The sequence below is a fragment of the Coprococcus ammoniilyticus genome (assembly GCF_025567345.1).
In the GTDB taxonomy this organism is placed as follows: Bacteria; Bacillota; Clostridia; order Lachnospirales; family Lachnospiraceae; genus Coprococcus; species Coprococcus ammoniilyticus.
This window is the reverse complement of sequence record NZ_JAOQJS010000007.1, coordinates 58,965-84,825: the sequence shown is the minus strand read 5'-3', so window position 1 is coordinate 84,825 and position 25,861 is coordinate 58,965. Positions and strand designations below refer to the sequence as shown.

Genomic DNA, 25,861 nt, shown 5'->3' with positions numbered 1-25,861 from the left:
ACGGCCAGTGTTCTCTATGAAAAATAGACGATTGAGTTTCGGATTGCCCTAATCATTTTTTGATTTTTAGGAATAAGCACTCCAAACACAAAACCGTTGCTATTTAACAGCGATGATTTGCGCTTGAGATGTCGCGGCGGTTGAAACCAAACATTTCTGCCGCCCTCCTCCTCCGGGCAAGTATAACATTGCATCGGCATTATCGTTCCATGTAATTCAGTATAATAATGGCTGTTCTTGGCGCGCCAGTTTTCCCTCACGGAAATCTGGCGTTTTTTGTTGCCATTTTTTCGGAGGTGACCCGGTTGCCTGCCGGTGTCGGTCTCCGCCTCCATTCGATTCACCCGTCAATCATCCGTGAATCGAAATGGAGGTACATAATGAAGAAAATTAACCTTCGGGAACTTTATCCTGAAGTTTATACAAGTAGGAGAAGAAGTTTATATCAGTATGATAAATAAAGCTGAAAAATATTGTTGGTTTATGACGCCATATCTAATCATAACAGATGAAATGACGCATGAAAAATAAATTTTGTTGAGGTTAAATTGAGATTGACTTTGTATTGTATAAGTATGAAATAAAAAGGAATCAGGTGATGTACAATGATAAAGCATAAAATATGTAAAATCCTTCTTGTTATACTGGCAATTTTTTTATGTGTGGTTTTTTATGAATTGCTCGGAATCTGCGTTGCATATAAAAAGCAGCCGGAAGTGTCCAATACAACCAAAAAAGAAACAATAAATGGGTCATGGAACGAATGCAGTGAAAATACAGAACGGGCAGTAATCATAGAAAAGAATCCAGAAGCGCTTTTACAAAGAGTGCGTTTGATTAAGAATGCAAAAAAGGAAATTATTCTTTCTACTTTTGCATTTCAATCCGATGAAAGTGGAAAATTGATTTTAGGAGCACTGCATGATGCGGCAGACAGAGGTGTACATATTCGTCTGTTAGTAGATGGAATGGAGAGCTGGATTGATATGGAAGGAAATCCGTATTTCTATGGATTATCTTCCCATGAGAATGTTGAAATTAAACTGTATAATAAGGCCAATCCGTTGAAACCGTGGAAAATGATGGGTAGAATGCATGATAAATATTTGATTGCAGATGGAAAGAGATATATTCTTGGGGGAAGAAATATACACAATTATTTCCTGGGTGATTTTCCGGGACATAAGAACTATGACAGAGACGTGTTAGTGGTTTGCGATGAACCTGAGAAAGAAAATTCAGTTAACCAGTTGTCAGAGTATTTTGAAACCATATGGAATCAGGAAGACAGTGGTTATTTTCATAACAATAAAAAACTGGCAAATAGAAAATCTGTAAAGAACGCAGTTTTAGAGCTGCAGAACAGCTATCAGAAATATTTTGAGGAGAATAAGGAAAGAATCTGCGAGACCGATTATACGGACGAAACTTTTGAGACAGAAAAGATTACATTAGTGTCAAATCCTATTCACACAGGTTCCAAAGAACCAGTAGTGTGGTATCAGTTGGGAGAATTGATGAAAAATGCAAAAAATCGTGTGAAGATCCACACGCCATATATTATCTGTAATGATATGATGTATAATACATGGGAGGAGATTGCAGAGAACGTTTCAGATTTTTCTATCATGACAAATTCAGTTGCGAATAATAGGAATCCATTTGGGTCTGCCGATTATGCGAAAAACAGAAATAGAATCTTAAGTACAGGAATTAATATCTGGGAATATGAAGGCGGTTATTCATACCACGGAAAAAGTATTCTGATTGACGATGATCTGTCTGTAATCGGTTCCTTTAATATGGACATGAGAAGTGTATATCTGGATACGGAACTGATGCTTGTAATACGCAGTAAAGATATTAATAAACAGTTGGAAGAGGGCATGATGGAATATGAAAAAGTGTCCCGCCAGATATTAGAAGGCGGAACTTATAATGATCCATATCATGTAGAGCCAATCGAATTAACAAAGAAACGTCAGAGAAAAATATTTTTGGTACAGCATCTGCTTGGATGGGCAAGGTATCTGTTTTAATAAGGAGGAAGGAAAACGTGTTTCAAATATTGATTGTAGAAGATGATAAAGAATTAAGCCAGCTATTCCAAAAAGTGCTTGAGAAGAATGGATATCAAGTCAAAAGTGCATCGGATGGAGCACAGGCATTAGAAGTATTGGATAAGGAATATATTGATCTGATCATTTCTGATATTATGATGCCGGTTATGGATGGCTATGAACTGGTGTCAGAACTTCGTTCAGCAGGATATCAGATACCAGTGCTTATGATCACTGCGAAAGGTTCCTTTGATGATATGCGTCAGGGATTTTTTTCGGGAAGTGATGATTATATGGTAAAACCGGTAAATGTGAATGAAATGGTTTTAAGAGTCGGAGCACTGCTTCGCCGTGCACAGATATTGAATGAACACAAAATTGTGATCGGTTCAACAGAGTTTGATTATGATGCAATGACGGTTACAACTGATAAGGAAAGTCTTGTTTTACCTAAAAAACAATTCCTGCTTTTATATAAGCTTGCAGCTTCGCCAGGCAGAACATTTACAAAACAACAGTTGATGGATGAAGTATGGGGGTACGAGACGGAGGCAGACCCACATACAATAGAGGTACATATAGGAAGACTCAGAGAGCGTTTTAAAGATAACCCGGATTTTGAAATCGTAACAATGCGTGGAATTGGATACAAGGTGGTGAAAAAATAATGGAACAAAAGAAAAAAAAAGGATTGCGGATCCGATCCTGTCTGACTGGTGCAATCTGGCTGGCACTTGTATTTTCAACAGTCATATCTGCTTTATTATTTGCTTTTTTGAATCATTTTTTTAATCTGCCGGGCAGCATACCTGTGCTTGGCTGGCTTTTGATTTTCAATACATTGATTGCAGGGCTGATCACTTCCTTTATCAATGCAAAGTTACTGGAACCAATTACCAGACTTAGTAAAGCAATGAAGGAAGTTTCTCAGGGAGATTTTGAACAGCATTTGGAAACGAACAGCCGTATAGCAGAAGTTGGAGAATCTTATCAAAGTTTTAACGTTATGACAAAAGAACTTCGTGCAACAGAGGTGCTGCAGATGGATTTTGTATCTAATGTTTCTCATGAGTTTAAGACCCCGATTAATGCCATTGAAGGATATACAATGCTGCTTCAGGGAGAAGAACTGTCTCCGGATCAAGAGGAATATGTAGAAAAAATCTTATTTAACACCCAAAGGCTTTCCGGATTGGTTGGTAATATTTTGCTGTTATCCAAGTTAGAGAATCAGAATATACCAATGAAAAAAACAGAATATCGTCTGGATGAACAGATCCGCCAGGCATTTCTTACATTGGAAACAAAATGGACAGAAAAAGAAATTGGTTTTCAGGTAGAATTGGAGGAAGTTAAATATACTGGGAATGAAGGACTTTTTATGCATATCTGGATAAATCTTTTAGATAATGCGATTAAGTTCAGCCCTTCAAAGGGAACAATTACGATGTTTCTGAAACAAGAACAGGATTCTGTTAAGTTCATTCTGGAAGATGAAGGACCAGGAATAGAGGATGATGTAAAATCCAGAATATTTGACAAGTTCTATCAGGTAGATGGATCTCATAAAGCAGAAGGAAATGGCCTAGGTCTCGCACTTGTAAAACGGATTGTAGATAGTGCCGGAGGAACAATCAAAGCAGAAAATCGTGAATATGGTGGATGCAGATTTGTTATAGAGCTGCCAAAGCAGAAAGATGAGATTATATAGTTTTAAGATAAATTAGAAGATAGGAGGATTTATATGACATTTTATCAGGAGTTGCAGTTAAATCAGGCAGGTTCTAAAAAACTGTTGAAAAAGAGTGAAACACTAAAAGAAAAATTATATCATATGTGGGTATATCTGGTGAAGATAGCTGTTACAATGGCATTTTGTTTTTTCTTTGTTAGTATTTTCAGCACCCTATTTGGAAATGAGAATAGCATTGTAGGTGTAGTAGTCTTATTATGTCTCATGGTGTTTAGAAATGCGGATTTGGGGATCCACACCGGACAATCTACGATGCTTTTGGCTTTGTTCTTTGTAATTATGACTGTATGTCCGCATTTAGCAAATCAGTTTTCACCGGTATTGGGAATGCTGTTAAATATTGCGGCACTGGCTGTGTTGATTTTGTTCGGATGCCATAATCCACTCATGTTTAATCAATCTACATTGGTTCTTGGGTATCTGCTGCTATATGGTTATGATGTTACGGGAAAAAGCTATCAGATGCGATTAGTCGGAATGGCTTTAGGTGCAGCACTTACCTGCTTCGTATTTTATCGAAATCATAAAAACAGAACTTATAAAAGAAATCTGAAAGATCTGATACAAGAATTTGATATCACTTCTTCCAGAACAAAATGGCAGATATGTCAGATTTTATGCGTACCGATTGTCCTTTGCATTGCAGAACTTTGTAATATGCCACGTGCAATGTGGGCTGGTATTGCGGCCATGTCCGTGATTTTGCCGTTTATGGAAGATATGCACTACAGAGTCCGTAAAAGGATTGTCGGAAATATTGCAGGTGTTATATGTTTTACAGTATTATATTTTCTGCTTCCTTCGTCAATCTATGCATATATAGGAATTCTTGGTGGAATCGGTGTAGGATTTTCAGCACAATATGGCTGGCAGGCAGTATTTAACACATTTGGTGCTTTAGCCATTGCTGCAGAGACTTATGGACTACAAGGAGCGGTTAGTCTTAGAGTGATTCAAAATGTTTTTGGTGTTGTGTTTGCTTTAGCATTTTGTGTTATATTTTATTGGTTTATGTCTAAAAAAAAGGAAAGTGAGGTGACCGTACATGCAGAGTGAAGTGAATCAGGAAGAAAATTTGAATAGAATTATTACGGTTCCTAATCTTCTTTGTTTTTTTCGGCTTTGACCGAAAAATATGGTAGTGCGGTGAAATAGAAAGACGCAACATACAATTGATTTAGCCGTACGGCTTGATATATAATAAATATATCAAAAATTAGCCGCACGGCTATTTTATATTTGTTAAAGTGTATATTAGCTGAATGACTATATAATATGGAGGCAGAATGAAGATAACGGATGCAAAGTCATATGGTAAAGCAATTCGAAAACGCAGGAAAGAACTAGGATATACTCAGGCTTATCTGGCTGAATTTACCGGATTCAGTGTGAGCTTTATATCAGATCTGGAACGAGGCAAGGCAACAGCGGAGATTGGCAAATCAATTTACCTCGCAAATCTATTGGGAATGGATTTGTATATGGAAAATAGAGGATAATAGTTTATGAGAAGATTACATGTGTATATTCGGAGAGCAGGGTACATAGTGTGAAAAGAATTAAGAGGTAAATTTCTAAAAGTTATCTTTAGCACATGTTGTGAGGTAATTGGTTAAAGAAAAAGTCCAAAAATCAATGATTTAGGGCTTGAAATTATAGGAAGGGGCAGATTTGATATATGGGTCTATTTAATAAAATGAAAAATTTTTTTTCGAGCTTTAAGTATAAGCTGGACAGAGAGATTTTAAGGGAATATCTCCAGTATACAATTAATTTTGCTGTCGAGAATAAGTTGCCATTTTGTGATGAATTTTATATTGCTGACAGTCTTGATGTAAAGGATAGATTACATGTCGCTATCCTAAATTATGATGTACCGGGAGAGGCTGTTTATGAGATTGAGAAGAGCTTTAAGGGAATAGTTATTTTTGCGAATCATGAGAAATGTTATGATCCGGAAAATGATCATAAGTATATTGATGCGGAAGATTTTATAAGCCGAGAGCTTTGCATGTTGCCAGAAGAGTTTTTTGTATTCATGGATATGGCACCGACTATGCTTGAACAGTATATGATAAAATGAGCATTGCGACGGGACGTGTTAGTATTATTTTAACTGGGGAAAGACACAACATACAAATGATTTAGCCGTACGGCTTGATATATAATAAGTATATCAAAAATTAGCCGTACGGCTATTTTATATTTGTGAAAGTGTATATTAGATGAATGGCTATACAATATGGAGGCAGAATGAAGATAACGGATGCAAAGTCATATGGTGAAGCAATTCGAAAACGCAGGAAAGAACTAGGATATACTCAGGCTTATCTGGCTGAATTTACCGGATTCAGTGTGAGTTTTATATCAGATCTGGAACGAGGCAAGGCAACGGCGGAGATTGGCAAATCAATATATCTCGCAAAGCTATTGGAAATGGATTTGTGTATGGAAAATAGAGGATAATAGTTTATGAGAAGATTACATGTGTATATTGAAATACAGGGAAAACAGAGATATGTCGTGCTAATTTGAGATACAACATGACACAATCAGATTGACAAAAATAAGTGTAGACACTTATAATATTGACAAAACGAGAATGACATGTATGGAGGATATAAAGATGAAAAAATCTGTAACACTTGAGGAGGCATTAAAAAGAATTGAGGAGTTGGAAAAAGAGAATGCAGAACTTCGCGAGGAATTGGAGTATTACAGAAATCGAAAATTAAGCGGGCGACAGAAACATAACGCCAAATGGATGGCTATTTATAATGATTTCGTCATTGGGTATGAGAGTGGTAAGACAATGGTAGAAATTGCGAAGCGGAATAATGTCAGTGAAAGAACGATCTATAGGTATAAAGCATATTATGACAAAACGAAGGAAAAAGAGGATTAGACTATATTGCTGATACCGGACATATATTCATATGAGAATTGTTGATGTTTTTTTGACTGCAAAATAGATGGAGAAATTCTATGACAGAAGATAAAAAGAAAGAAATCGATGTTACAGTAATAGAAGTAACAGAAGAATATCTAAAAGAAAAACTGTATAAAATTAGGGGTAAAAGGGTATTGCTTGATGCTGATTTAGCAGAGATATATGGCTATGATACGAAGGGATTTAATAGACAGGTAAAAAATAATATTGAAAAATTTGATGAAGATTTTATGTTTGAATTGACAGATGCGGAATTAGAAGATTTGCGGTACAAAAATTGTACCGCAAATATAAGTTCAAAAAGTCGTTATAATCCTCATGTATTTACAGAGCAAGGATTATATATGCTGATGACTGTTTTGAAAGGACCGTTGGCTGTTAAGCAGAGCAAGGCGTTAATAAGAACCTTTAAGAAAATGAAAGATTACATATTAGAAAATCGTGATTTAATAGGTCAGCGGGAACTACTTCAGTTAAGCATGGAAACTGCTAACAACAGAATAGAAATTAATAAAATCAACTCAGATATGATATCTCTTGAAAAGCAGATTTCAGATGTTGCAGAAGGCTTGAAGGATGTTGTGACAAAATCTGAGTTGGCTGATATGATGAACAGCTTTGTTTCAGATGATGATGAAAAATGGCTCATGTTTAATGCAAAATTCAGTAGTGCAGATGAGGTATATGAGTCCATTTATAAACAGGCAAAGTCGTCAATATATGTCGTTGACAATTATATTGGCTTAAGGACGCTGGTACACCTTAAGAATTCTCCGACCGGAGTAGCTATTATTTTATTCAGTGATAATGTTGGAAATAATAAACTTCACAACATAGAATTTATAGATTTCTGCAAGGAGTATCCAACAGTAAAATTGTCAATGAAAAAGACTGGTGGCATATTTCATGATCGATTTATAGTGTTGGATTACGGAACTGCTGATGAAAGAGTTTTTTTATGTGGTGCTTCATCAAAGGATGCAGGCGCTAGAATAACCAGTATTGTTGAAGACTATGGAGTATCTAAATATACTCCGGTGATTGCAACGCTGTTGAAAAATCCAACTTTGATTTTACCACAGTAGAGGGAGTGAATGAATTGAAAAAGAAAATAAATTGTTACATTTATAGCTCCGGCATATGATATTGTGAGTACAGTGATATACGCGGGCAGTACATCAGATATGGCATTTTCTATTGGACATGAGTACGATATTCATAAGATTAACCGGGAAAGCTTCAGACAGGAAGCAGCGCGGGTTGGACTGGGAGAGAGAGTCGCTATGCAACATTATGACCGGTTGGCAGATAGAATAGATGAAGCGTTGGATAAGGCTTGTGAAACACTTGTGAGCCAGGGATTTGAACAGGCGGAGAATATAAAGGAACGAATTCTGTTTGCGCGAAAGGAAGTAAAATCAAAAATAAGACAATCTAAATACCCCACCCCCATAACCGCCGTTTACCTCTATAAAATAGAGCTAAACGGCGGTTTTATATTCTTCCTTGACACAAAAGTGCATATAGTATATAGTGTGTATATAACAACAGCACACTTAAAAAGGAGGCGCGATATGAAAATCCTTATTTCAAATACATCAGATTCTCCGCTTTATCAGCAGATCAAGGAACAGATTATTGACGCTATTTTAAAAGGCGAACTGGTTGAGGGAGAGGCACTGCCGTCGATTCGGACATTTGCAAATGATTTGAAAGTAAGCGTTTTAACAATTCGGCGAGTTTACGACGATTTAGAAAAAGAGGGTTTTGTGAATAGTCAGGTAGGTATCGGAACTTTTGTGTCTACAAGGAATGTAGATCTTTTAAGAGATTCGAAGCGGAGGCTTGTAGAACAGAAAATGGCAGATATGATACAGACTGCAAAATCCCTTGGGATCACGCAAGAGGAATTAAATGACATGATGAATATTCTATATGAGGAGGCGTAAGATGGAAAATATTTTAGAAGTTACGGGATTGAATAAAAACTATCCGAATTTTTCCCTGAAAGATGTTTCATTTGCACTGCCGGATGGATGCATTACCGGATTCATCGGAAAAAACGGAGCGGGAAAAACAACCACACTCAAATCTATTTTAGATTTAGTTCCCAGGACATCCGGCAGTATCAAATGGTTTGGAATGGATCTATATACAAATGCAAAAGAGATAAAAGAACGCATAGGGATCGTTCTTGATAATGGGGGCTTTTATGATGAATTAACCTTGTCAGAAATGAAGAGTATTATAGCGTCCGCGTATAAATCATGGAATGAAAAGGAATACAAAATGTATCTTGAGCGCTTCTCACTCAATCCAAAACAGAAGATCAACACCTTGTCAAAGGGTATGCGGATGAAATATGCTCTGGCGCTTGCTTTGTCACATGAAGCAGAAGTGTTGATCATGGATGAGCCAACCAGTGGTCTTGATCCACTTATTCGAAATCAATTGTTAGTGATCCTGAAAGAATTTATGGATAATGGGGGACGTGGCGTATTCTTCTCCACACATATAACATCTGATCTGGACAAGATTGCAGATATGTTGATCATGATCGACAGGGGACAGATTATTTTTCAGGAGGAGAAAGATATTTTACTGGATAGTTACAGAATTGTAAAAGGTGACAGAAAAGATCTGAGTGCCGATGCAGAAAAACTGCTTATGAATATAGATCAGACACCTTTTGGATTTACTGCTATTACAAGAAATGCTGATGAAATCAGAAAGATCATGCCGGATAGCATACTTGAACGGCCATCGATAGAAGATATCATGCTCTGCAATGTGAAAGGAGGCAAATAAATGTTATTTCAATTAGTGAAAAAGGACTTTTTGATCGTAAAAAAATATGTACTGCTTATGGTTGCGGTATGCATCCTGTTTCCAATATTTTTAATGTCACGTTTAACAGAATATGCCGGTATATTAGGTTATGTTTTAGTAACGGTTGTTTCAATCTTCATGCTGCTGCAGTATGTCTCTATAAAAGAAACACAATATCCGAAAGCGTTAACATTGCTGTGTGCGCTGCCATTTTCAAGAAAGAGTGTTGTGTTATCCAAATATATCTTTTGCATCGTGATATATGCTGGCTGTAGTCTTATTTTCTGGCTTGAAGCCCTTATATTTCCGACGCTTCAAACGGTAAGCTATAAGATACCTGTTATACTATTTTTGATTCTTTCTATTTGTTTAGGTATTTATTTCCCGATACAATTCAAGTTAGGTTATGAAAGAACAAAGATGTTTTTCGTAGTGGTCATCATGGCATCTCCAATCGGATTTGCTCAATTTTTGAAAATGACAGAAAATCTGAATATAGAATTTCTGTCAAATATCACTCCGGCACTTCTGCTGATTGGAAGCTTCACTATAAGTGCGGTAATCTTAATAATATCTTCCATTATTTCTATAAAGATTTACAGCAAGGCAGAATTGGTATAACGACCTGTGTGATATAGTCTGACATATGTGTACCACGGTTTGGAGGCCCTTCTAAATAGATACTACGGAATTTACCGGTGGTTTCAATGGCATTTGCCTGCACATATTCATTTAGGATCGTGATAGCAGAGCCGATTCCTTCATAAGCACCACGGTAATAGATGCACAGAGCAGAGGTCTCGGCAAATTCTGTGCGTTCTTCTCCGATGAAATCTTCTTCGACAGGAATACAGCACAGCAGATCCAGACCGGTAGCTGCCTCATTCATTCGCACGGTGAACATACGGGCAGACATGGACATCTTTCCGGTTCGGGCTGCAGCGATGTATGTATCACGCAGTTTGACTGCGGCATCCCTGACGTCTGCACATTGATATCTGCGACAGAAACAGACCTGCTGCGGAAGACGTACCTGATGGATGCTCAGATCCCCCGGCTTAGCTGCCCGTAATTGAAGCAGATGTATATTTCGGTCTAATGTGGCACGCAGGTCCATCAGACGTTCCAATTGATGATCAAGATTTTCCGTATCATAATAATATTCCCGGATCTCGGCAAGGGAAAGTCCAAGGGTCTGCAAGGAACGGATGGAGCGGATCTGTGTCATGTTATCCGCAGTATAATAGCGGTATCCGCTGCTTTCATCCTTGATGGCCGGTTCCAGCAGACCCATTTCTTCATAGCCTAAGATAGTTTTTCTGGTTACTCCTAAAATCTTTACGATTTCCCCTATTTTAAATAAATTTTCGTCTTGCTTTTTCACATATAACCCCATTTTCTGCAAATCTGACTTGTGATAATATTCCTTTGCTTGACTCGTCCCCCAGGGTACGATTTAGAATAATCATAACAAATTGTTCGGAGCTTTACAAGGAGAATGCGTATGAGGATGAAAAATAGAATGAAAAAAGGAATTGCCGTTATGCTCTCCGGAGCATTGACATTTAGTATGGCGGCAGGAATGATACCGGGAAGAGTATCGCGTGTACAGGCAGAGAATGATACAGCTGACAGTAAACCGGCTGTGGCATATTATGCGACAAAGGAACAGTTGATGGATGACACATTTGCACCGGATGCTGATGGAAAACCCAAAAATATCGGAAAACTGGAGTTTGGCAACCGAAAAGAAGGAAAAAGCTGAATGCCACAGACATGGTATGTTCTTGGTGCCGACAGCAGTATAGAGGGGGATAATACAGTTGTTTTTGCTGCAGAACCGATGCTTGTTGGATCTCAATTTAACAGAGATAAGCAGGATAGAAGCTATTATGCAACAGATGGCACCTATACCGGAGGAAACCCAAGGACGGTATCTGCCAGCCACTATGGGGCAAGCTTATTGCGGGAAGTCCTACAGGAAATGAGCGAAGATAGTTACAGTGATGAAAAATCATATTTTACCAGAGAAGAGAGAAAATTATTACAGAAAACTACGGTAACGACAAAGGATATAAAGAATAATAAAGATTATACAACTTCGGACGAGCTTTATGCATTAAAAGGGGAAGTCGGCGATACAACACTTCGGGTCGGAAGTAATGATGATAAAGTACTGGCGATGGATCCGTATTGGCAATATGGTCGCTATAGCAGTTTCTGGCTGCGTTCCGCTTACAGTACAGATAAAATACCGGTGGCGGTAAGTGTTGCAAGCATGGGATCGCAGGTTAGTTACAGCCAGAATATTACAGCTTTGTACAGCAGCTCATATGCGATACGTCCGGCGGTGAATCTGGATATGTCCGATGTCTTCTTTGCATCATCGGTTCCGGCGGGCTATGGAGCAGCATTAGATTTAAAAGATTATGATGCAATGACACTCAGATTAGATGGAAAATCGAAAGGAATGGATATTGGTACCGTTGAATACAATCCTGATCAGGGTGTGATAAAAGCAGAGAAAGGAACCATCGGAAACCAGTATGATGGATATGGTGATCTGTATTATGGGGGCGTTGACTATGGAGATTCCTACTATCATGTATATCTGGTTATACAGGGTGGAGATGACACTGATCCATGGAGTTACGGAGAATATATCACAGGACTGGAATATATAGATACAGCAGATATCCAATCCGAACTGGCAAAAAGAGGTGTTGAGACAGGTGATATCGATTTAAAGGATTGCAAGATCTGGCTGGAAACAACCGGCTGGTTTTATAACATGACATATGCTGTTGCAGCAACCGAGACGGAAGAAAATCTGGATTCCGAGATTGTATTTGCAAGCGTCAGAGACATTGATGAACCGAAAGCGGGAGTGCTGTTAGATACTTCAGCCACATGCAGCTCGTCAGGAGTAAGCACGACGACGCCGGCTGTTATATGGACACCGAATGATACGACGGCAGGATATAACACAAGTTATACAGCAAGTATAACGCTTGCTGCAAAGAAGCATTATAATTTTTCGGAATCTGTGACGGGAAGGGCCAATGGAAATAAGGCCAAAGTGAAAAAGAATTCCGACGGAACACTGACATTGACATATACATTTCCGAAAACCGCTGCGCAGACACCATCTGAACCGGAACATAAGCACTGTGTGTGCGGAACAAATAATACGACCGTGGGTGATCATACCTGTGATACGGCCCAGATCTGGACTGGTGTTTCTGATCTGTCTGAGATTACGGGCAGTGGATACTATTATCTGACAGAAGATATTGTATTAGATCGATATATTACAGATGATAACAGTTACACATGTTATGGATGGGTTGCTCCGGATAATGCAGTACTCTGTCTGAACGGACACAGCATTACAATGAAGAATCCGGAGGAAAGTGCTGTTGATAAAACACAGGAAGTCAATAAATATTATGATGGTTATGTAGATACGATAGATGTTGAACATCATTTCACGCTTACAGACTGTAAGGCAGGAGATGCACAGGGTAAAATCGCCCATGCAAGTAACAAGATGGGAAGAGCGATTGATGTTCGGGGCGGTACATTTGATATGTACGGTGGAAAGATATCCGAAAATGCATCTGAATATGATATTGGTGGAAGTGGTGTAGTTATTCGTACAGGCAGAAACCACAGTACAGATGGTACCTTTAATCTGTATGGGGGCGAGATCAGTGTAAATAAATGTAAAATCGGTGGCGGTGTAAGTGTCTTCGGTGGAACATTTAATGTATATGGTGGAAGTATTACGAAAAATATTGCCGACAGTACGTTTGGTCTGGGTAGTGACCTCGGACATGGCGGCGGAGTATATGTCAGTGCGGGTGATACGTTCCATATGACCGGAGGAACCATAACCGGAAACACATCTGATAATACAGGAGCAGGCGTGTATGCCGGTGCTTATGCTTATTATGCCGGATCAGCATCGGCGAAAACGGATGTCTCCGGAACAGCAACGATTATTGATAATAAAAATAATGGCAAGGCTGATAATATCTGTCTGGTAAATGCGGCAGATGACGGAAAAACGGCTAATTCGGTAATCGATGTTCGAGGTAATATGACCGGGAAGATTGGTATAACGTATAAAGGGGTTTCTGATGCAGATATGCCGGTTCTTGTGGTCACTGGTGTAGACGCAGACAAGGATTACAGCGGAATTATTATGAGTGATAATGAGGATTACAGCATTATACATGACAACAGTGACATGACCAGACTGCTTCTGAAACCTAATGCTGCTCCGATATCGGTACCTGTGATCACTACACAGCCGCAGACAGCCGTTGTAAAAGCAGGTCAGACAGCAACCTTTACTGTGGAAGCAACAGGCGAGGAATTAGTATATCAGTGGCAGATCGACAGGAACGATGGAAATGGATTTGTAGACATTGCCGAAGCTGCAAACACAAGTTATACAACAGGCGAGACGGATAAGGATTGTAATGGATTCCGGTATCGGTGTGTGATCAGTAATTCTGCCGGATCGGTAATGACAGAAGAGGCAGGATTAACCGTGCAGACAGAACCGGAAGCAAAAGATAAACTTATAAGCATTACCGCACCGGGCTCGATTGCAGTTGCAAATGGTACTGCATATGCAGATATGCAGCTCCCGGCATATGTCAATATAGTGACAGAGAAGGGAACAGCCGATCAGGCAGTTGTTACATGGGATACTGAATCGCCTGTAGATGGAAGCTATGACCCTTCAGTTCTGACAGAGCAGACCGTAACATTAAGGGGTGTGGTTACCTGTCCGGATAAAGTGGATCCGAATGGTATGGATCTTACAACCGGTATTACGATTACGATCAGTGCGGCCGGTATCGTTGGAGCGCCTGTGGCATCGGTAGAAGTCGGAACTTATACAAAGAATCAGAGTGTAGCACTTACATCTACGACAGATGGGGCAAAGATTTACTATACAACAGACGGAAGTACACCGGCAATCGAGAATGAGGCACCGATTGGAACAACATTGGAATATACAGATCCAATATCCGTTACAGGAGTGGAAGGGCAGAGTATTACAATGACGATTACAGCGATTGCAGTAAAATCTGATATGCAGAACAGTGAAGCAAAAGCATTTACTTATACGATCGCAATTCCGAACCCAACACCGGTTGTAGAAGCTCCGATAATCAGTGTACAGCCGCAGTCAGCCTCTGTGAAAGCCGGAGAAAAAGCAACATTTACAATTACGGCAACCGGTACTGATGTTACATATCAGTGGAAAATAGACAGAAACGATGGAAATGGTTTTGTAGATATTAGCGGAGCAAATAATGCAAGTTATATAACAGGTGTGACAGATAAGACTTGTAACGGATTCCAGTATCAATGTGTGGTAAGCAATTTAGCCGGTGCTGTTACAACAGATACGGTAACACTGACCGTTACAGAGAAACCGACAACGGAACCGACGACAGAACCGACGACAGAGCCGACAGAGGAACCAATGACAGAACCAACAACGGAGCCGACGACAGAACCAACAACAGAGCCGACAGAGGAACCGACAACAGAGGAACCGACGACAGAGCCAACGACAGAACCGATAACAGAGCCGGATCCGGTACCGGTTCAGTACAAGATTATTGAAGGAGCAGACAGCTCCTGGATACAGAATTCAGATGGAAGTCTTGTGATCAAAGGTGATGGAGAGATTTCGAAGTTTCGGAATGTGAAAGTAGACGGTGTGGTTGTAGATAAAAAGAATTATACAGTTACAGAAGGGTCGACGATCATTACATTTAAGGCAGATTACCTTAAGACATTATCGGTTGGTAGCCATACATTTGAGATTATCTGGACAGATGGATCAGCAAGTACAAGTTTTACAATAGCCAAGAATGCATCGGATATAGATGATAAGCTGACAAAGACAGGGGATGAGTTTAATCTGACGCTTTGTATAACTCTCCTGATGGCATCACTTACAGGGGCTGTGGTAACTTTGGACAGGAAAAGAAAACATAACAAGTAAAAATATCTGTTAATATAAAGGATACTACAGAATAAATTTAAACAGGTTTTATCGACAATGCAATGTTGGTAGAACCTGTTTTCAGTTTTGGGATGACCTGTGTTATAATGAATATTAATTTATTTATAGTTGCAAAAGAAAAAGGAGATGCATAACATGTGGTCTGTGACCAGAATAGATGAAGCAGATTATGGCTGCGAGGAGCGGATGCCCGGGGAACCGCTTCTGGTGCTGGTAACAATCGAAAGTGACGATGGCAGAATGTGCCGGTTTGAGTGTGCTGAGAACTGGCTCCTGCAACAGGGCATAGATGAGGGTGATGAATGGCCGGAGGATATTGAACAGGTGGAAGCGGACAGAGAACAAATTGACCGGATGAGCGAGTGGATGAATAAATATTACGAAGCCGTAGAGGAAATGGAAGACCTGTTTGATGCAGAGTGAATAAGTAAACGAAGAAAGACAGAAAAGAGAGGACTTACCATGCAGATAATGAATGCAACAGAAGAAGATAAAGATGAACTGCTGGCTTTATACCATGCGATGATCGGGGGACCATGTGAATGGAGTGAGACATACCCGGATGAGAACACGATCGCATTTGACCTTAAAAATGGAGATCTGTTTGTTATGAAGAATAATGCAGGAGAGATCATCGCGACGATCTCGATCGACCATGACGATGCAGTGGAGGCACTGACCTGCTGGCATGAAGATCAGGCACCGTCAGGAGAATTGTCCAGACTCTGTGTAAGAAAGGATATGCAGGGTCAGGGAATCGCAAAGCAGATGATGAATTATGCCGGTGATGTGTTGAAAAACCGGGGTATGAAAGGGATCCATATTCTGGTTCGGGAAGGCCATGTGGTGGCACTTTCGACATATGCAAAGATTGGATTTAAAACCGTCGGTGAATGTGATCTGTTTGACAAGCATTTCATTTGTATGGAGAAGAAATTCTAAGGAAAATTATAGACATAAAAATTATATCAGTCAGGAAATATAGCACTGCGTTCCGGTGCTTGCCGCAACGCCTCAAACCCGCTATTTTCCTGACTTTTTTCATGATTTTTCTTGTCTGAAACGCTTGTGGAATCAGGTGCTTTTTGATAGAATGACTGCAAATAACTTCCCTGGGGAGGGAAGCAGATGGAGGACAAAATTATGAGGAAAAAATTAGGGATTTTTCTAAGTTTATGGCTGTGTATCAGTATGATATGGTTGCCATTTGCCAGCACACAGGTAAGGGCTGCAGAAACCAACATGGCAACATTGAATTTTATCGGGGCATCTATTGAAAATGGAAAAGCGACCTTTGCTGTTGATGATGCCTATAAAGTAAGGCTGACATTATGTACGAGAGATATTGTTATGGACAGTTACACAAATTGTCCGATCAATGGAAATAACATGCAGATCGATCTGTCAGATAAAGAATATTATCTGAAAGCAACTACTGTTTTGGATGTTTCCTCGCCAGATGACCTGCTTGGAATCTCAAGTGTGAAACTTCAGTTATATATCAATGATGAATCGTATGATATCAGCTCGAATCCTTATGTAAAATTGGATACAAACCGTTTTAGCGGTAATCTGAATTTCAGAATAGAAAAAGTATCAACGCCTCCGAACCCCGGTTACCCGGATGATATTCAGATCATGGGAACCTATGATGGATTTGGAATGAAAATTTATCTGAATTCAGAGAAGATCGGAGATGAGCGCAGTCATATACAGGGAACTGGAAAGGGATATGCGTCCGGCGAAATCTATAATCTGCTCAGGATTCAGTTGGCATTTGGAGATGGAGATATCGGAACGGTCACAGTAAATGGAAAGACGATCACATTGCCGGAAGGAACGAAGGATACAGTGGAATTCACGATTGCGCCTGCCAGTGAATATGTGATCGAAGTTACAAAGAAGCCGACGATCATACCAAGAACTATTATATGGGCCAAAGATAAAACAGGTAATAATGGATTGAAAGATTATGAGCTGTTAAAGAATGGAACGCTTGAGATCCTTGAGATCAAAAACCCGGATGGAACATCGATCGGTTTAGATGGTGTTAAGCAGGACACCAATTATGGATGGGCAAGTGTTATACCGGGTTCAGAAATTATTCTCCGGGCAGTACCGGAATATGGATATCAGCTTGAATCGATAACGATAAATGGTCAGTCTTTAACGCCTTTGTCAGATGCATCTACATTTTCATATACAATGCCGGATGAAAATGTACATATCAGCAGCATATTTACAAAGGCAGAAGATCAGGTAGAGCTTAAAACAGATAAAGTGAAAAGAGCATTGATCCAGCTTGCGGAAAATGAGATCACATCAGGAAACAGCAGACTGACGATAAAGGATGCAGTCCTCACACAGCAACAGCTTGAGGCTTTTAAAAAGGCAGCAGGTGATTATCAGATCACCGGGTATTTTGATATCAAGCTGGCACAGATCCTGTATAAGAATACAGCAGCAAATCTGTGGGTAAATAATATAGAGACTTTGAAGAAAACGGCAAAGGTATCCCTTCAGATAGAAGCCGACTGGGAATCTGAAAACAGTGAGCTGGCAGTTATTCATGAGAAAAAGGATGGAACCTATGAGATTATTCCTGCTTCTTTTGATGTGGCAACTAAAATGGTGATGTTCCAGACGGATGGATTTTCTAATTATGCGATCGCATATAAGAAGGTTGAGACGACAACAGAGGATCAGACAGGAGCAACGACTGAGGATCCATCGGAGGATACGACCGGGGATGTAACAGAAGCTTCAACAGAAGAAACAACAGAACCGGAAACAGAGACCACAACCGGAGAGACAACAGAAGTTACGACGGAAGATTCTTCAGAGGCCACAACAACAGACCGTACAGAAGATGGAACAGGCAGCACGACACAGAGTGGTGATGGTGATACAACAGAAGTGAAAAAAGATGATAAGACAGCATCACCCAAGACAGGAGATGATATGAATCTGGCTGTGCTTTATATTCTGTTGGCGGTGTCTGGAATGGGATGTCTGTATACGATTCGAAAACGGTAATCTGGTATTGGTAACAGATATAGGAGTAGTTCTCTTATTTGAAAAATAATGTAGAACAAATTGTGTAAATAATCTTGAGTTTTATAAAATAACAGTGTTATAATAACGCTGTTATTTTATATTGGATATAAATGATTAAGGTGTGTTTATGAGAAAAGAATCAGAAGGTGTAACTGAAAATTTACTGGCCAGTGCCAGAAAGGAATTCTTAGAATACGGATTCCATGATGCAAGTCTGCGGAGAATATCGGCAGACAGTGGTGTCAGCACGAATTCGATCTATACAAGATTTGGTGATAAGGACGGATTGTTTACGGCAATTGTAAAAGAAGCTGCAGACGAGTTAATGGCGATTTATTCTGACAGTATAAAGAAAGCAGGAGATGCGACAGATATCAGCCGGGCGGAGGATGCCGGAGATGAAGGAACGGATCTTGTACTGGAATATATTTACAGACATCCGGAAGAATTCAAACTGATCTTCTGCTGTTCGGCGGGAACGGAATATGAGACATATTTTGACAGGCTTGCGGCAAAGGAAGAATACTATTATAAACAGTTTGCGAAGCAGTTTTCGGATGGCGGACATCCGGTAGATGATTTTTTTATCCATGTATATTGCAGGAACGGATGGCAGTATGTGTATGAACTCATCACACATGATAAGAGCTATGAAGAGGCAAAAGAATTTATGGCAAATGTCAGAGCATTTAACTATGCGGGCTGGCAGGCGGTGATCGGAATGAAGTTCTGATAATAGGGACTGTTGCATGAAATACAACATGCATCAGTCCTATAAAAATAAATATGGGTTAGTAAATACTAACTTTAGTAACAGGAGGGCAACTATGAAAGAAAAGAAACAAAGTGCATTGTCCAGACTCATGGACATAGCAGGCGGGCATAAGTATTTTACCTATGCGTCCTGTGTTCTTGCGATCCTTTCTGCTTGGATCGCATTGATACCATTTTATGATATCTGGCGTATTATGAAAGAGATCCTTGAGGTTCGACCGGATTTCGCAGATGCAACACATATCAAAACCTATGGCTGGCAGGCTGTTGGATTTGCTCTGTTTGCAATGGTTGTCTATATTGCCGCACTGATGTGCTCCCATATTGCGGCCTTTCGTGTACAGGCAAATATGAGAACCGCTATGATGGAGCATATCATGAAGCTGCCGCTTGGCTACGTTGAGAAAGAAGGAACCGGAAAGCTCCGTAAGGTTGTAAATGATTCCAGTGCAGCAACAGAGACTTTCCTCGCACATAATCTTCCGGATAAAGTAGTTTCTGTTGCAACGCCGGTTGGATTGTTAGTGGTGATGTTCGTATTTGACTGGAGACTGGGAATTGCCAGTCTGATCCCTGCGGTTCTGGCATTTATCATGATGGGAACATTGATGATGGGACCAAAGATGGCAGAGGATATGAAACAGTATCAGAATGCACTTGAGATCATGTCTTCCGAGGCAGTTGAGTATGTAAGAGGTATTCCGGTTGTTAAGACCTTTGGACAGACGGTGTTCTCATTCAAGAAGTTCAAAGCAGCGATCGATGATTATGAGAAATGGACGCTTGATTACACCAAGGGTATGATGAAGCCGATGGTTCTGTTTACAATGTCAGCAAATGGAATCTTTGCAGCGCTTATCATTGTTGCTTACATTCTGGGCGGCAATCATGTAAGCAATACATTTGTATTAAACCTGATCTTCTATATTCTGATCACTTCGGTTCTTACAACTACGCTGATGAAGATTGCTTATGCGGGCGAATCCAAGATGCTGGTGGAGGATGCATTACAGAGAATGGATGATATCCTGAATGCAAAACCTCTGGTAAATACAGGAAAGCAGGAGACTCCAAAGGATGCATCGATCACGATGGAGCATGTTACATTTGCCTATGACGAAGCAAAGAAAAATGCGATCGACGATATATCCATGAAGATTCCGGCCGGTGCACATATCGCTTTCGTTGGACCATCCGGTGGTGGTAAGACGACATTGGCATCTCTGGTTGCAAGATTTTGGGATGTAAAGGATGGCAGCATAAAGATCGGTGGTGTGGATGTTAAAAATATTGACACTAAGAAACTGATGGAAGAAGTATCGTATGTATTTCAGGACAGCAAGCTGTTAAAGATCAGTATATTGGAAAATATAAGAATGGGCAGGCCGGATGCGACTGACGAGAAAGTTATGCAGGCACTTTCCGCTGCTCAGTGTATGGATATCATCGAGAAGTTCCCGGAGGGGGTACATACGATGATCGGCTCCAAGGGAATCTATGTATCCGGTGGTGAAGCACAGCGGTTATCGATCGCAAGAGCATTTCTTAAGAATGCACCGATCCTGATCTTAGACGAAGCAACAGCATTTGCCGATCCGGATAACGAGCGTCTGGTTCAGAAAGCATTTGAGAATCTGGCAAAGGATAAGACGGTTATCATGATCGCACATCGCCTGTCAACCGTAACGGATGCGGACTGCATCTATGTGCTTAAGGATGGTAAGATCGCAGAGAACGGAACACATGAGGAGCTGGCTGCAAAGAACGGAATCTATACTCATATGTGGAAAGAATATAACAAATCTGTTAACTGGCAGGTAGGAAGGAAAGGTGAAACAGCATGATAGAAAAATTAAAGCACAAATATGCTCTGTCCGAAAAGGGTGCAAATGCTATGGTTCGCGCCTTTGCAGCAGTTACGATCTCTAATCTGGTGCTGATGCTCCCGGTGGGACTGTTATATCAATTAGCTTCCTACCTGTTGGAGAACCGTGTTCCAAAGGATAAACTGGCATTCTTTATTATTGGAATCATTGTAACGTTATTGTTAATTGTAATATCAACAAGTTTTCAATATAATTCGACTTTCTATTCGACCTATGTAGAGAGTGGAGTCCGTCGAAGAACACTTGCAGAAAAGCTGAGAAAGCTTCCGCTTTCGTTCTTTGGCAAGAAAGATCTTGCAGATCTGACCAATACGATCATGTCTGACTGTGCATTGATCGAGACAGCAAGCTCACACTGGATTCCGGAGCTTGTAGGTGCATTTATATCTACAACGCTGATCGTGGTCGGGCTGTTTTTCTTCGACTGGAGAATGGCGCTGGCAGCTGTATGGGTTATGCCGGTAGCATTTGCCATCGTTGGTTATTCAAAGACGGTTATGGGTAAGGTTCATGAGAAGACAATAACCTATAAGCTTGTATGTCTGGACGGGATACAGGAAGGCCTGGAAACGATCCGTGATCTTCGTTCCAATAATATGGCTGATTCTTATATGGAGGGCCTGAATAAAAAGATCAAGGATGTCGAGCATCATGCGATCGTATCCGAATTTGCAAATGCAGCATTTGTCTGCTCCGCACAGATGATCTTAAAGCTTGGTATCGGGACAGTAGCACTTGTTGGAAGTATTCTTCTCGTTGATGGCAAGATCAGTGTACTGACGTTCTTTGCATTTCTGTTGGTTGTAACCAGAATGTATGAGCCGCTTCAGATCTCGCTTCAAAATCTGGCTGCCGTTATCAGTATCAATAAGAACTGTGAGCGTATGGATGAGATCCTGTCTCATGATGAGCAGACAGGAAGGGAGAATCCGGATAATAAGGGATATGACATCGTATTTGATCATGTGGCATTCTCCTATAAGGCCGGAGAACAGGTGCTTTCCGATGTCAGCTTTACGGCAAAGCAGGGTGAGGTCACAGCCCTGATCGGACCATCCGGCGGGGGTAAGACGACAGTTTCCAGACTGGCGGCAAGATTCTGGGATAACGATGCCGGTACGATCACAGTCGGCGGCATGAATGTTCTGGAAATTGATCCGGAGCAGTTATTGTCCTTGTATTCGATCGTATTTCAGGATGTTACATTGTTCAATAATACAATTATGGAGAACATCCGGATCGGTAAAAAGGATGCGACCGATGAAGAAGTTATGGCAGCAGCAAAGCTTGCAAACTGTACAGACTTCATCGAGAAGCTTCCGGATAAATGGGATACCATGATCGGTGAAAACGGTTCCGAGTTGTCCGGTGGCGAACGTCAGAGAGTCTCGATCGCAAGAGCGTTCTTAAAGGATGCACCGATCATTCTGATGGATGAAGCAACCGCATCTCTGGATGTAGATAATGAGTCGGTTATTCAGGAATCTATCTCCAAGCTGATTCGGAATAAGACGGTACTTATCATTGCACATAGAATGCGTACGGTAGATGGTGTTGATAAGATCGTTGTGTTGAAGGATGGCGTAGTTGCGGAGCAGGGGACACCTGCGGACCTGAAAGCCGGGAACGGCATCTACAAGCATATGGTTGACCTCCAGTTACAGTCTGAGCAGTGGAAATACAATTAAGGCTGTGTAAAAAATTCGAAGCCGGGGAGATATATATCTTTATTACGCAGAGCACTTTCGTTCGATTCTAACGTAGCGGTACTAAACTCATCACCCGATGGTGATTCGTTAAGAACCGACGTTAGAATAGGTCTGCTTCATAAAATATATATCCCTCCGGCTTCAAATTTTTTAGTCTTTCGTTCATCATACTAATCCTTGGTATTTCCACTGCTCTATATTAATTTAAGTTTGAATGGAATAAGTTGCAGTTTGGGTTAAAATAGAGTATGTTGAGTATATAATTAATTACAGGGCTACAGGAGGTTGGCGTTTATGGCGAAGATTGATACCAGGGAGATACAGATACCATCGATATTAAAGGTGGAGAAAGATCTGCTCAGACGGATTGGGGGTTATCTTGCAGATGAGGGAATCTACAAGGTTGTGATCCTGTTTGGCAATGGGTTGATCGATATGTTTGGACATACGGTGATGGAGGGTATGTCAGACAGCGGTGTTGAGGTGCTCCAATATATGGAGATGGATACCGTTCGGATCGACGATCTGGTGCAGCTTGCATTTTCATTCCCGAATACTGCACAGGCGGTGCTTGGTATCGGAGGCGGTAAGGTGGTTGATGCGGCCAAATATTGTGGCTTCTTAAGAAAACTGCCATTTATCAGCGTGCCGACGTCGGCATCCAGTGATGGATTTTCCAGTGCCAGCGCATCTCTGATCGTGGAGGGACGACGCAAATCTGTACCGGCAGGGATCGCATATGGAATCTTTGCAGATATCGATGTGATAAAGGGGGCACCGGAGGCATTTCTGTTTTCCGGTATCGGCGATATGGTATCGAAGATCACGGCACTTTATGATTGGAATTTTGAAGAAGCACATGGACATGGTTCGGTAAATGACTTTGCGATGATGATATCGAAGAAGGCGGTCAACAGCTTTGTGCGGACACCGTTTAAAGACATTCATGATGAACGGTTTATCAAAGAATTATTAGATTCTCTTGCCATGAGCGGTGTGGCAAATGAGATCGCAGGAGACAGTGCGCCGACCAGTGGAAGTGAGCATCTGATATCACATGCATTGGATCAGATGTTGGAACGTCCGCAGCTTCATGGTATTCAGGTCGGAGTTGCAACATACCTGATGAGTGTCGTTCAGGATCACAGATATGAGCGGATCAATACGGTATTTACAGACACCGGATTCTGGGATTATGTGAAGACCGTCGGCATGAAACGGGAAGATTTCATCCGTGCGATCGAAAAAGCACCGGCTATAAAACCATTCCGGTATACCTATCTTCACGAAGAACAGTACCGAAAGAAAGCGATAGAAGTATTGCAGTCAGACACGAAGCTGTCGGAGGTTTTACAGGCATAATTTGTGTCAGGGACGGCTAAGCGAAGGAGGAACAGTATGACATACGAACATTTTTTAGAGGAATACAGACGAAAACTCCGCACACCGGAGGAAGCGGTTTCCGTTGTAAAAGATGGTGACTGGGTGGATTATACCTGTTCACTTGGAAAGCCGGAGATCCTGGATCGTGCATTGGCAAAACGCAGGGATGAGCTGTTTGATGTTAAGATCCGTGGTAATCTGATCTCAGGACCGATCGCAGTTGCAGAATGTGATGAGAGCCAGGAGCATTTTACTTATCACAGCTGGCATTGTTCAGCATATGAGCGGTCGTTATGCGATCGTGGACTCTGCTATTATATTCCGATGGTATTTCATAATAATGCAGCATATTATGAGTATTTCCTTAAGGTAAATGTAGTTATGCTCAGTGTGTCACCGATGGATCGGCATGGATATTTTAATTATTCGGTCAATACCGGAGTGGCAGCACCGATCGTGCGTGCGGCAGATATCGTGATCGTAGAGATCAATGAGAATCTTCCGAAGGTTCGCGGCGGTTATGATGAGTGTATCCATATTTCGGATATTGATTATATCGTGGAAGGAGAGCATGAACCGTATCCGGATATGCTGATGCCGGAGCCGACTGCAGTTGATCGTAAGATTGCGGAACTGATCATTCCCTATATTGTGGATGGAGCTACCTTACAGATCGGTATTGGAAGTATGCCGAATGCATTGGGCGATATCATTGCGGAGTCTGATCTGAAGGATCTTGGTATGCATACGGAGCTTTGCAGCGATGCATATCTGAAAATGTATCTGGCGGGAAAACTCACGAACAAATACAAGCAGATCGATCGCGGAAAAGGAGTATTTGGTTGTGCGGTCGGAAGCAAGAACCTATATGATTGGATTGACGATAATCCGGGAGTTGCGGCATATCCGTTAGAGTACGTGAATCGTCCCGGAGTGATCGGTGAGATTGATAACATGGTTTCCATCAATAGCTGTGTTGCTGTTGATCTGTATGGTCAGGTGGCAGCGGAGAGTGCAGGTGTCAGACAGATATCCGGAACCGGTGGACAGCTGGATTTCCTCGTTGGTGCATCTGCATCTAAGGGAGGTAAAGCATTTATCTGCATGAGTTCTGTGTACAAGGACAGTAAAGGGGTGGTTCATTCAAGAATTCATCCACAGTTTAATGGAGATATCGTTACTTCTCCAAGAAGTCAGGTTTATTTTCTGGCAACGGAATATGGGGTTGTGAATCTGGAAGGTCGATCAACATGGGAGCGGGCGGAGGCTCTGGTATCGATCGCACACCCTGATTTCAGAGATGAATTGATCAGGGAAGCAGAAGCGAGAAAGATTTGGCGGAGATCCAATCGGAGATAGACAATGGATGGTGCAATTGATATATGTCATATATCAGATGGTTGAT

24 protein-coding genes and 1 pseudogene are annotated in these 25,861 nt (G+C 40.9%); 23 read left to right on the top strand and 2 right to left on the bottom strand.

Annotated elements, in window-relative coordinates:
* Positions 1-14: 14 nt before the first annotated feature.
* Positions 15-335, bottom strand: a complete 321-nt coding sequence (locus tag OCV60_RS12000) for a hypothetical protein (RefSeq protein WP_008402110.1) — start codon at positions 333-335, stop codon at positions 15-17.
* A gap of 270 nt (positions 336-605) precedes the next feature.
* On the opposite strand from OCV60_RS12000, the gene OCV60_RS11995 reads away from it, so the two are divergent.
* The 13 genes and pseudogenes from OCV60_RS11995 (at position 606) to OCV60_RS11935 (ending at position 10,213) form a co-directional block, all read left to right on the top strand.
* Positions 606-2,039 (top strand): phospholipase D family protein, encoded by a 1,434-nt coding sequence (locus tag OCV60_RS11995; RefSeq protein ID WP_008402112.1) that lies wholly within the window; start codon positions 606-608, stop codon positions 2,037-2,039.
* Complete coding sequence (locus OCV60_RS11990) at positions 2,018-2,728, top strand: response regulator transcription factor (protein WP_005421560.1); 711 nt, start codon at positions 2,018-2,020, stop codon at positions 2,726-2,728. Before OCV60_RS11995 ends, OCV60_RS11990 begins: the two co-directional genes overlap by 22 nt.
* Positions 2,728-3,771, top strand: a complete 1,044-nt coding sequence (locus tag OCV60_RS11985) for a HAMP domain-containing sensor histidine kinase (protein WP_117785757.1) — start codon at positions 2,728-2,730, stop codon at positions 3,769-3,771. The genes OCV60_RS11990 and OCV60_RS11985 overlap by 1 nt, the downstream gene beginning before the upstream one ends.
* 33 nt (positions 3,772-3,804) lie before the next feature.
* Complete coding sequence (locus OCV60_RS11980) at positions 3,805-4,869, top strand: FUSC family protein (RefSeq protein WP_117785758.1); 1,065 nt, start codon at positions 3,805-3,807, stop codon at positions 4,867-4,869.
* Positions 4,859-4,936, top strand: a pseudogene (locus OCV60_RS11975) (CDP-alcohol phosphatidyltransferase family protein); the annotation flags it as partial. The gene OCV60_RS11980 and the pseudogene OCV60_RS11975, both read left to right, overlap by 11 nt.
* A gap of 163 nt (positions 4,937-5,099) precedes the next feature.
* A complete protein-coding gene (locus OCV60_RS11970; protein WP_161117169.1) occupies positions 5,100-5,312 on the top strand; it encodes a helix-turn-helix domain-containing protein in 213 nt (70 codons plus the stop codon).
* Between the two features lie 179 nt (positions 5,313-5,491).
* Positions 5,492-5,896, top strand: a complete 405-nt coding sequence (locus tag OCV60_RS11965; protein WP_021943410.1) for a hypothetical protein — start codon at positions 5,492-5,494, stop codon at positions 5,894-5,896.
* A 170-nt stretch (positions 5,897-6,066) separates the two neighbouring features.
* Positions 6,067-6,279: a helix-turn-helix domain-containing protein gene (locus OCV60_RS11960; RefSeq protein WP_262530247.1), complete on the top strand. Its 213-nt coding sequence runs from the start codon at positions 6,067-6,069 to the stop codon at positions 6,277-6,279.
* Between the two features lie 160 nt (positions 6,280-6,439).
* Positions 6,440-6,718 (top strand): helix-turn-helix domain-containing protein, encoded by a 279-nt coding sequence (locus OCV60_RS11955; protein WP_262530246.1) that lies wholly within the window; start codon positions 6,440-6,442, stop codon positions 6,716-6,718.
* Positions 6,719-6,798: 80 nt separating this feature from the next.
* On the top strand, positions 6,799-7,848 hold the full coding sequence (locus OCV60_RS11950; protein WP_262530245.1) for an ORF6N domain-containing protein: 1,050 nt from the start codon (positions 6,799-6,801) through the stop codon (positions 7,846-7,848).
* A 99-nt stretch (positions 7,849-7,947) separates the two neighbouring features.
* Positions 7,948-8,712: a GntR family transcriptional regulator gene (locus OCV60_RS12990; protein ID WP_330659752.1), complete on the top strand. Its 765-nt coding sequence runs from the start codon at positions 7,948-7,950 to the stop codon at positions 8,710-8,712.
* A 1-nt stretch (position 8,713) separates the two neighbouring features.
* Positions 8,714-9,571, top strand: a complete 858-nt coding sequence (locus tag OCV60_RS11940; RefSeq protein WP_262530244.1) for an ABC transporter ATP-binding protein — start codon at positions 8,714-8,716, stop codon at positions 9,569-9,571.
* A complete protein-coding gene (locus tag OCV60_RS11935) occupies positions 9,572-10,213 on the top strand; it encodes an ABC-2 transporter permease (RefSeq protein ID WP_262530243.1) in 642 nt (213 codons plus the stop codon).
* On the opposite strand, the gene OCV60_RS11930 is transcribed toward OCV60_RS11935, so the two are convergent.
* The gene (locus tag OCV60_RS11930) at positions 10,179-10,976 is read right to left on the bottom strand and encodes a MerR family transcriptional regulator (RefSeq protein WP_262530242.1); all 798 of its coding nucleotides are present in this window, start codon (positions 10,974-10,976) and stop codon (positions 10,179-10,181) included. The two genes, OCV60_RS11935 and OCV60_RS11930, sit on opposite strands and share 35 nt — an antisense overlap.
* Positions 10,977-11,096: 120 nt before the next feature.
* Here OCV60_RS11930 and OCV60_RS11925 point away from each other — a divergent pair, with 120 nt between their 5' ends.
* The 10 genes from OCV60_RS11925 to OCV60_RS11880 all read left to right on the top strand — a co-directional run bounded on the left by OCV60_RS11925 (position 11,097) and on the right by OCV60_RS11880 (position 25,815).
* Positions 11,097-11,357, top strand: coding sequence for a hypothetical protein (locus tag OCV60_RS11925; protein ID WP_262530241.1), 261 nt, complete (start codon positions 11,097-11,099; stop codon positions 11,355-11,357).
* Positions 11,358-15,626, top strand: a complete 4,269-nt coding sequence (locus tag OCV60_RS11920; protein ID WP_262530240.1) for a chitobiase/beta-hexosaminidase C-terminal domain-containing protein — start codon at positions 11,358-11,360, stop codon at positions 15,624-15,626.
* Between the two features lie 156 nt (positions 15,627-15,782).
* Complete coding sequence (locus OCV60_RS11915) at positions 15,783-16,070, top strand: hypothetical protein (protein WP_021943411.1); 288 nt, start codon at positions 15,783-15,785, stop codon at positions 16,068-16,070.
* 39 nt (positions 16,071-16,109) lie between these two features.
* Positions 16,110-16,589 (top strand): GNAT family N-acetyltransferase, encoded by a 480-nt coding sequence (locus OCV60_RS11910; RefSeq protein WP_262530239.1) that lies wholly within the window; start codon positions 16,110-16,112, stop codon positions 16,587-16,589.
* A 201-nt stretch (positions 16,590-16,790) separates the two neighbouring features.
* Positions 16,791-18,683 carry an InlB B-repeat-containing protein gene (locus OCV60_RS11905; RefSeq protein WP_262530238.1) on the top strand — a complete coding sequence of 631 codons (1,893 nt, stop codon included), beginning with the start codon at positions 16,791-16,793 and terminating at the stop codon, positions 18,681-18,683.
* A 148-nt stretch (positions 18,684-18,831) separates the two neighbouring features.
* Complete coding sequence (locus OCV60_RS11900; protein WP_262530237.1) at positions 18,832-19,437, top strand: TetR/AcrR family transcriptional regulator; 606 nt, start codon at positions 18,832-18,834, stop codon at positions 19,435-19,437.
* 94 nt (positions 19,438-19,531) lie between these two features.
* Positions 19,532-21,322 (top strand): ABC transporter ATP-binding protein, encoded by a 1,791-nt coding sequence (locus OCV60_RS11895; protein WP_262530236.1) that lies wholly within the window; start codon positions 19,532-19,534, stop codon positions 21,320-21,322.
* Positions 21,319-23,052, top strand: a complete 1,734-nt coding sequence (locus OCV60_RS11890) for an ABC transporter ATP-binding protein (RefSeq protein ID WP_262530235.1) — start codon at positions 21,319-21,321, stop codon at positions 23,050-23,052. The genes OCV60_RS11895 and OCV60_RS11890 overlap by 4 nt, the downstream gene beginning before the upstream one ends.
* A gap of 315 nt (positions 23,053-23,367) precedes the next feature.
* Positions 23,368-24,435 carry an iron-containing alcohol dehydrogenase family protein gene (locus OCV60_RS11885; protein WP_192919814.1) on the top strand — a complete coding sequence of 356 codons (1,068 nt, stop codon included), beginning with the start codon at positions 23,368-23,370 and terminating at the stop codon, positions 24,433-24,435.
* Between the two features lie 36 nt (positions 24,436-24,471).
* A complete protein-coding gene (locus OCV60_RS11880; RefSeq protein WP_021943417.1) occupies positions 24,472-25,815 on the top strand; it encodes an acetyl-CoA hydrolase/transferase family protein in 1,344 nt (447 codons plus the stop codon).
* Positions 25,816-25,861: the final 46 nt, after the last annotated feature.

What these genes read in the sequence shown, in the direction of transcription:
- OCV60_RS12000 (WP_008402110.1), bottom strand. Translation starts at nt 335, where the DNA reads ATGGAGGCGGAGACCGACACCGGCAGGCAACCGGGTCACCTCCGAAAA.
- OCV60_RS11995 (WP_008402112.1), top strand. Translation starts at nt 606, where the DNA reads ATGATAAAGCATAAAATATGTAAAATCCTTCTTGTTATACTGGCAATT.
- OCV60_RS11990 (WP_005421560.1), top strand. Translation starts at nt 2,018, where the DNA reads ATGGGCAAGGTATCTGTTTTAATAAGGAGGAAGGAAAACGTGTTTCAA.
- OCV60_RS11985 (WP_117785757.1), top strand. Translation starts at nt 2,728, where the DNA reads ATGGAACAAAAGAAAAAAAAAGGATTGCGGATCCGATCCTGTCTGACT.
- OCV60_RS11980 (WP_117785758.1), top strand. Translation starts at nt 3,805, where the DNA reads ATGACATTTTATCAGGAGTTGCAGTTAAATCAGGCAGGTTCTAAAAAA.
- OCV60_RS11970 (WP_161117169.1), top strand. Translation starts at nt 5,100, where the DNA reads ATGAAGATAACGGATGCAAAGTCATATGGTAAAGCAATTCGAAAACGC.
- OCV60_RS11965 (WP_021943410.1), top strand. Translation starts at nt 5,492, where the DNA reads ATGGGTCTATTTAATAAAATGAAAAATTTTTTTTCGAGCTTTAAGTAT.
- OCV60_RS11960 (WP_262530247.1), top strand. Translation starts at nt 6,067, where the DNA reads ATGAAGATAACGGATGCAAAGTCATATGGTGAAGCAATTCGAAAACGC.
- OCV60_RS11955 (WP_262530246.1), top strand. Translation starts at nt 6,440, where the DNA reads ATGAAAAAATCTGTAACACTTGAGGAGGCATTAAAAAGAATTGAGGAG.
- OCV60_RS11950 (WP_262530245.1), top strand. Translation starts at nt 6,799, where the DNA reads ATGACAGAAGATAAAAAGAAAGAAATCGATGTTACAGTAATAGAAGTA.
- OCV60_RS12990 (WP_330659752.1), top strand. Translation starts at nt 7,948, where the DNA reads ATGGCATTTTCTATTGGACATGAGTACGATATTCATAAGATTAACCGG.
- OCV60_RS11940 (WP_262530244.1), top strand. Translation starts at nt 8,714, where the DNA reads ATGGAAAATATTTTAGAAGTTACGGGATTGAATAAAAACTATCCGAAT.
- OCV60_RS11935 (WP_262530243.1), top strand. Translation starts at nt 9,572, where the DNA reads ATGTTATTTCAATTAGTGAAAAAGGACTTTTTGATCGTAAAAAAATAT.
- OCV60_RS11925 (WP_262530241.1), top strand. Translation starts at nt 11,097, where the DNA reads ATGAGGATGAAAAATAGAATGAAAAAAGGAATTGCCGTTATGCTCTCC.
- OCV60_RS11920 (WP_262530240.1), top strand. Translation starts at nt 11,358, where the DNA reads ATGCCACAGACATGGTATGTTCTTGGTGCCGACAGCAGTATAGAGGGG.
- OCV60_RS11915 (WP_021943411.1), top strand. Translation starts at nt 15,783, where the DNA reads ATGTGGTCTGTGACCAGAATAGATGAAGCAGATTATGGCTGCGAGGAG.
- OCV60_RS11910 (WP_262530239.1), top strand. Translation starts at nt 16,110, where the DNA reads ATGCAGATAATGAATGCAACAGAAGAAGATAAAGATGAACTGCTGGCT.
- OCV60_RS11905 (WP_262530238.1), top strand. Translation starts at nt 16,791, where the DNA reads ATGAGGAAAAAATTAGGGATTTTTCTAAGTTTATGGCTGTGTATCAGT.
- OCV60_RS11900 (WP_262530237.1), top strand. Translation starts at nt 18,832, where the DNA reads ATGAGAAAAGAATCAGAAGGTGTAACTGAAAATTTACTGGCCAGTGCC.
- OCV60_RS11895 (WP_262530236.1), top strand. Translation starts at nt 19,532, where the DNA reads ATGAAAGAAAAGAAACAAAGTGCATTGTCCAGACTCATGGACATAGCA.
- OCV60_RS11890 (WP_262530235.1), top strand. Translation starts at nt 21,319, where the DNA reads ATGATAGAAAAATTAAAGCACAAATATGCTCTGTCCGAAAAGGGTGCA.
- OCV60_RS11885 (WP_192919814.1), top strand. Translation starts at nt 23,368, where the DNA reads ATGGCGAAGATTGATACCAGGGAGATACAGATACCATCGATATTAAAG.
- OCV60_RS11880 (WP_021943417.1), top strand. Translation starts at nt 24,472, where the DNA reads ATGACATACGAACATTTTTTAGAGGAATACAGACGAAAACTCCGCACA.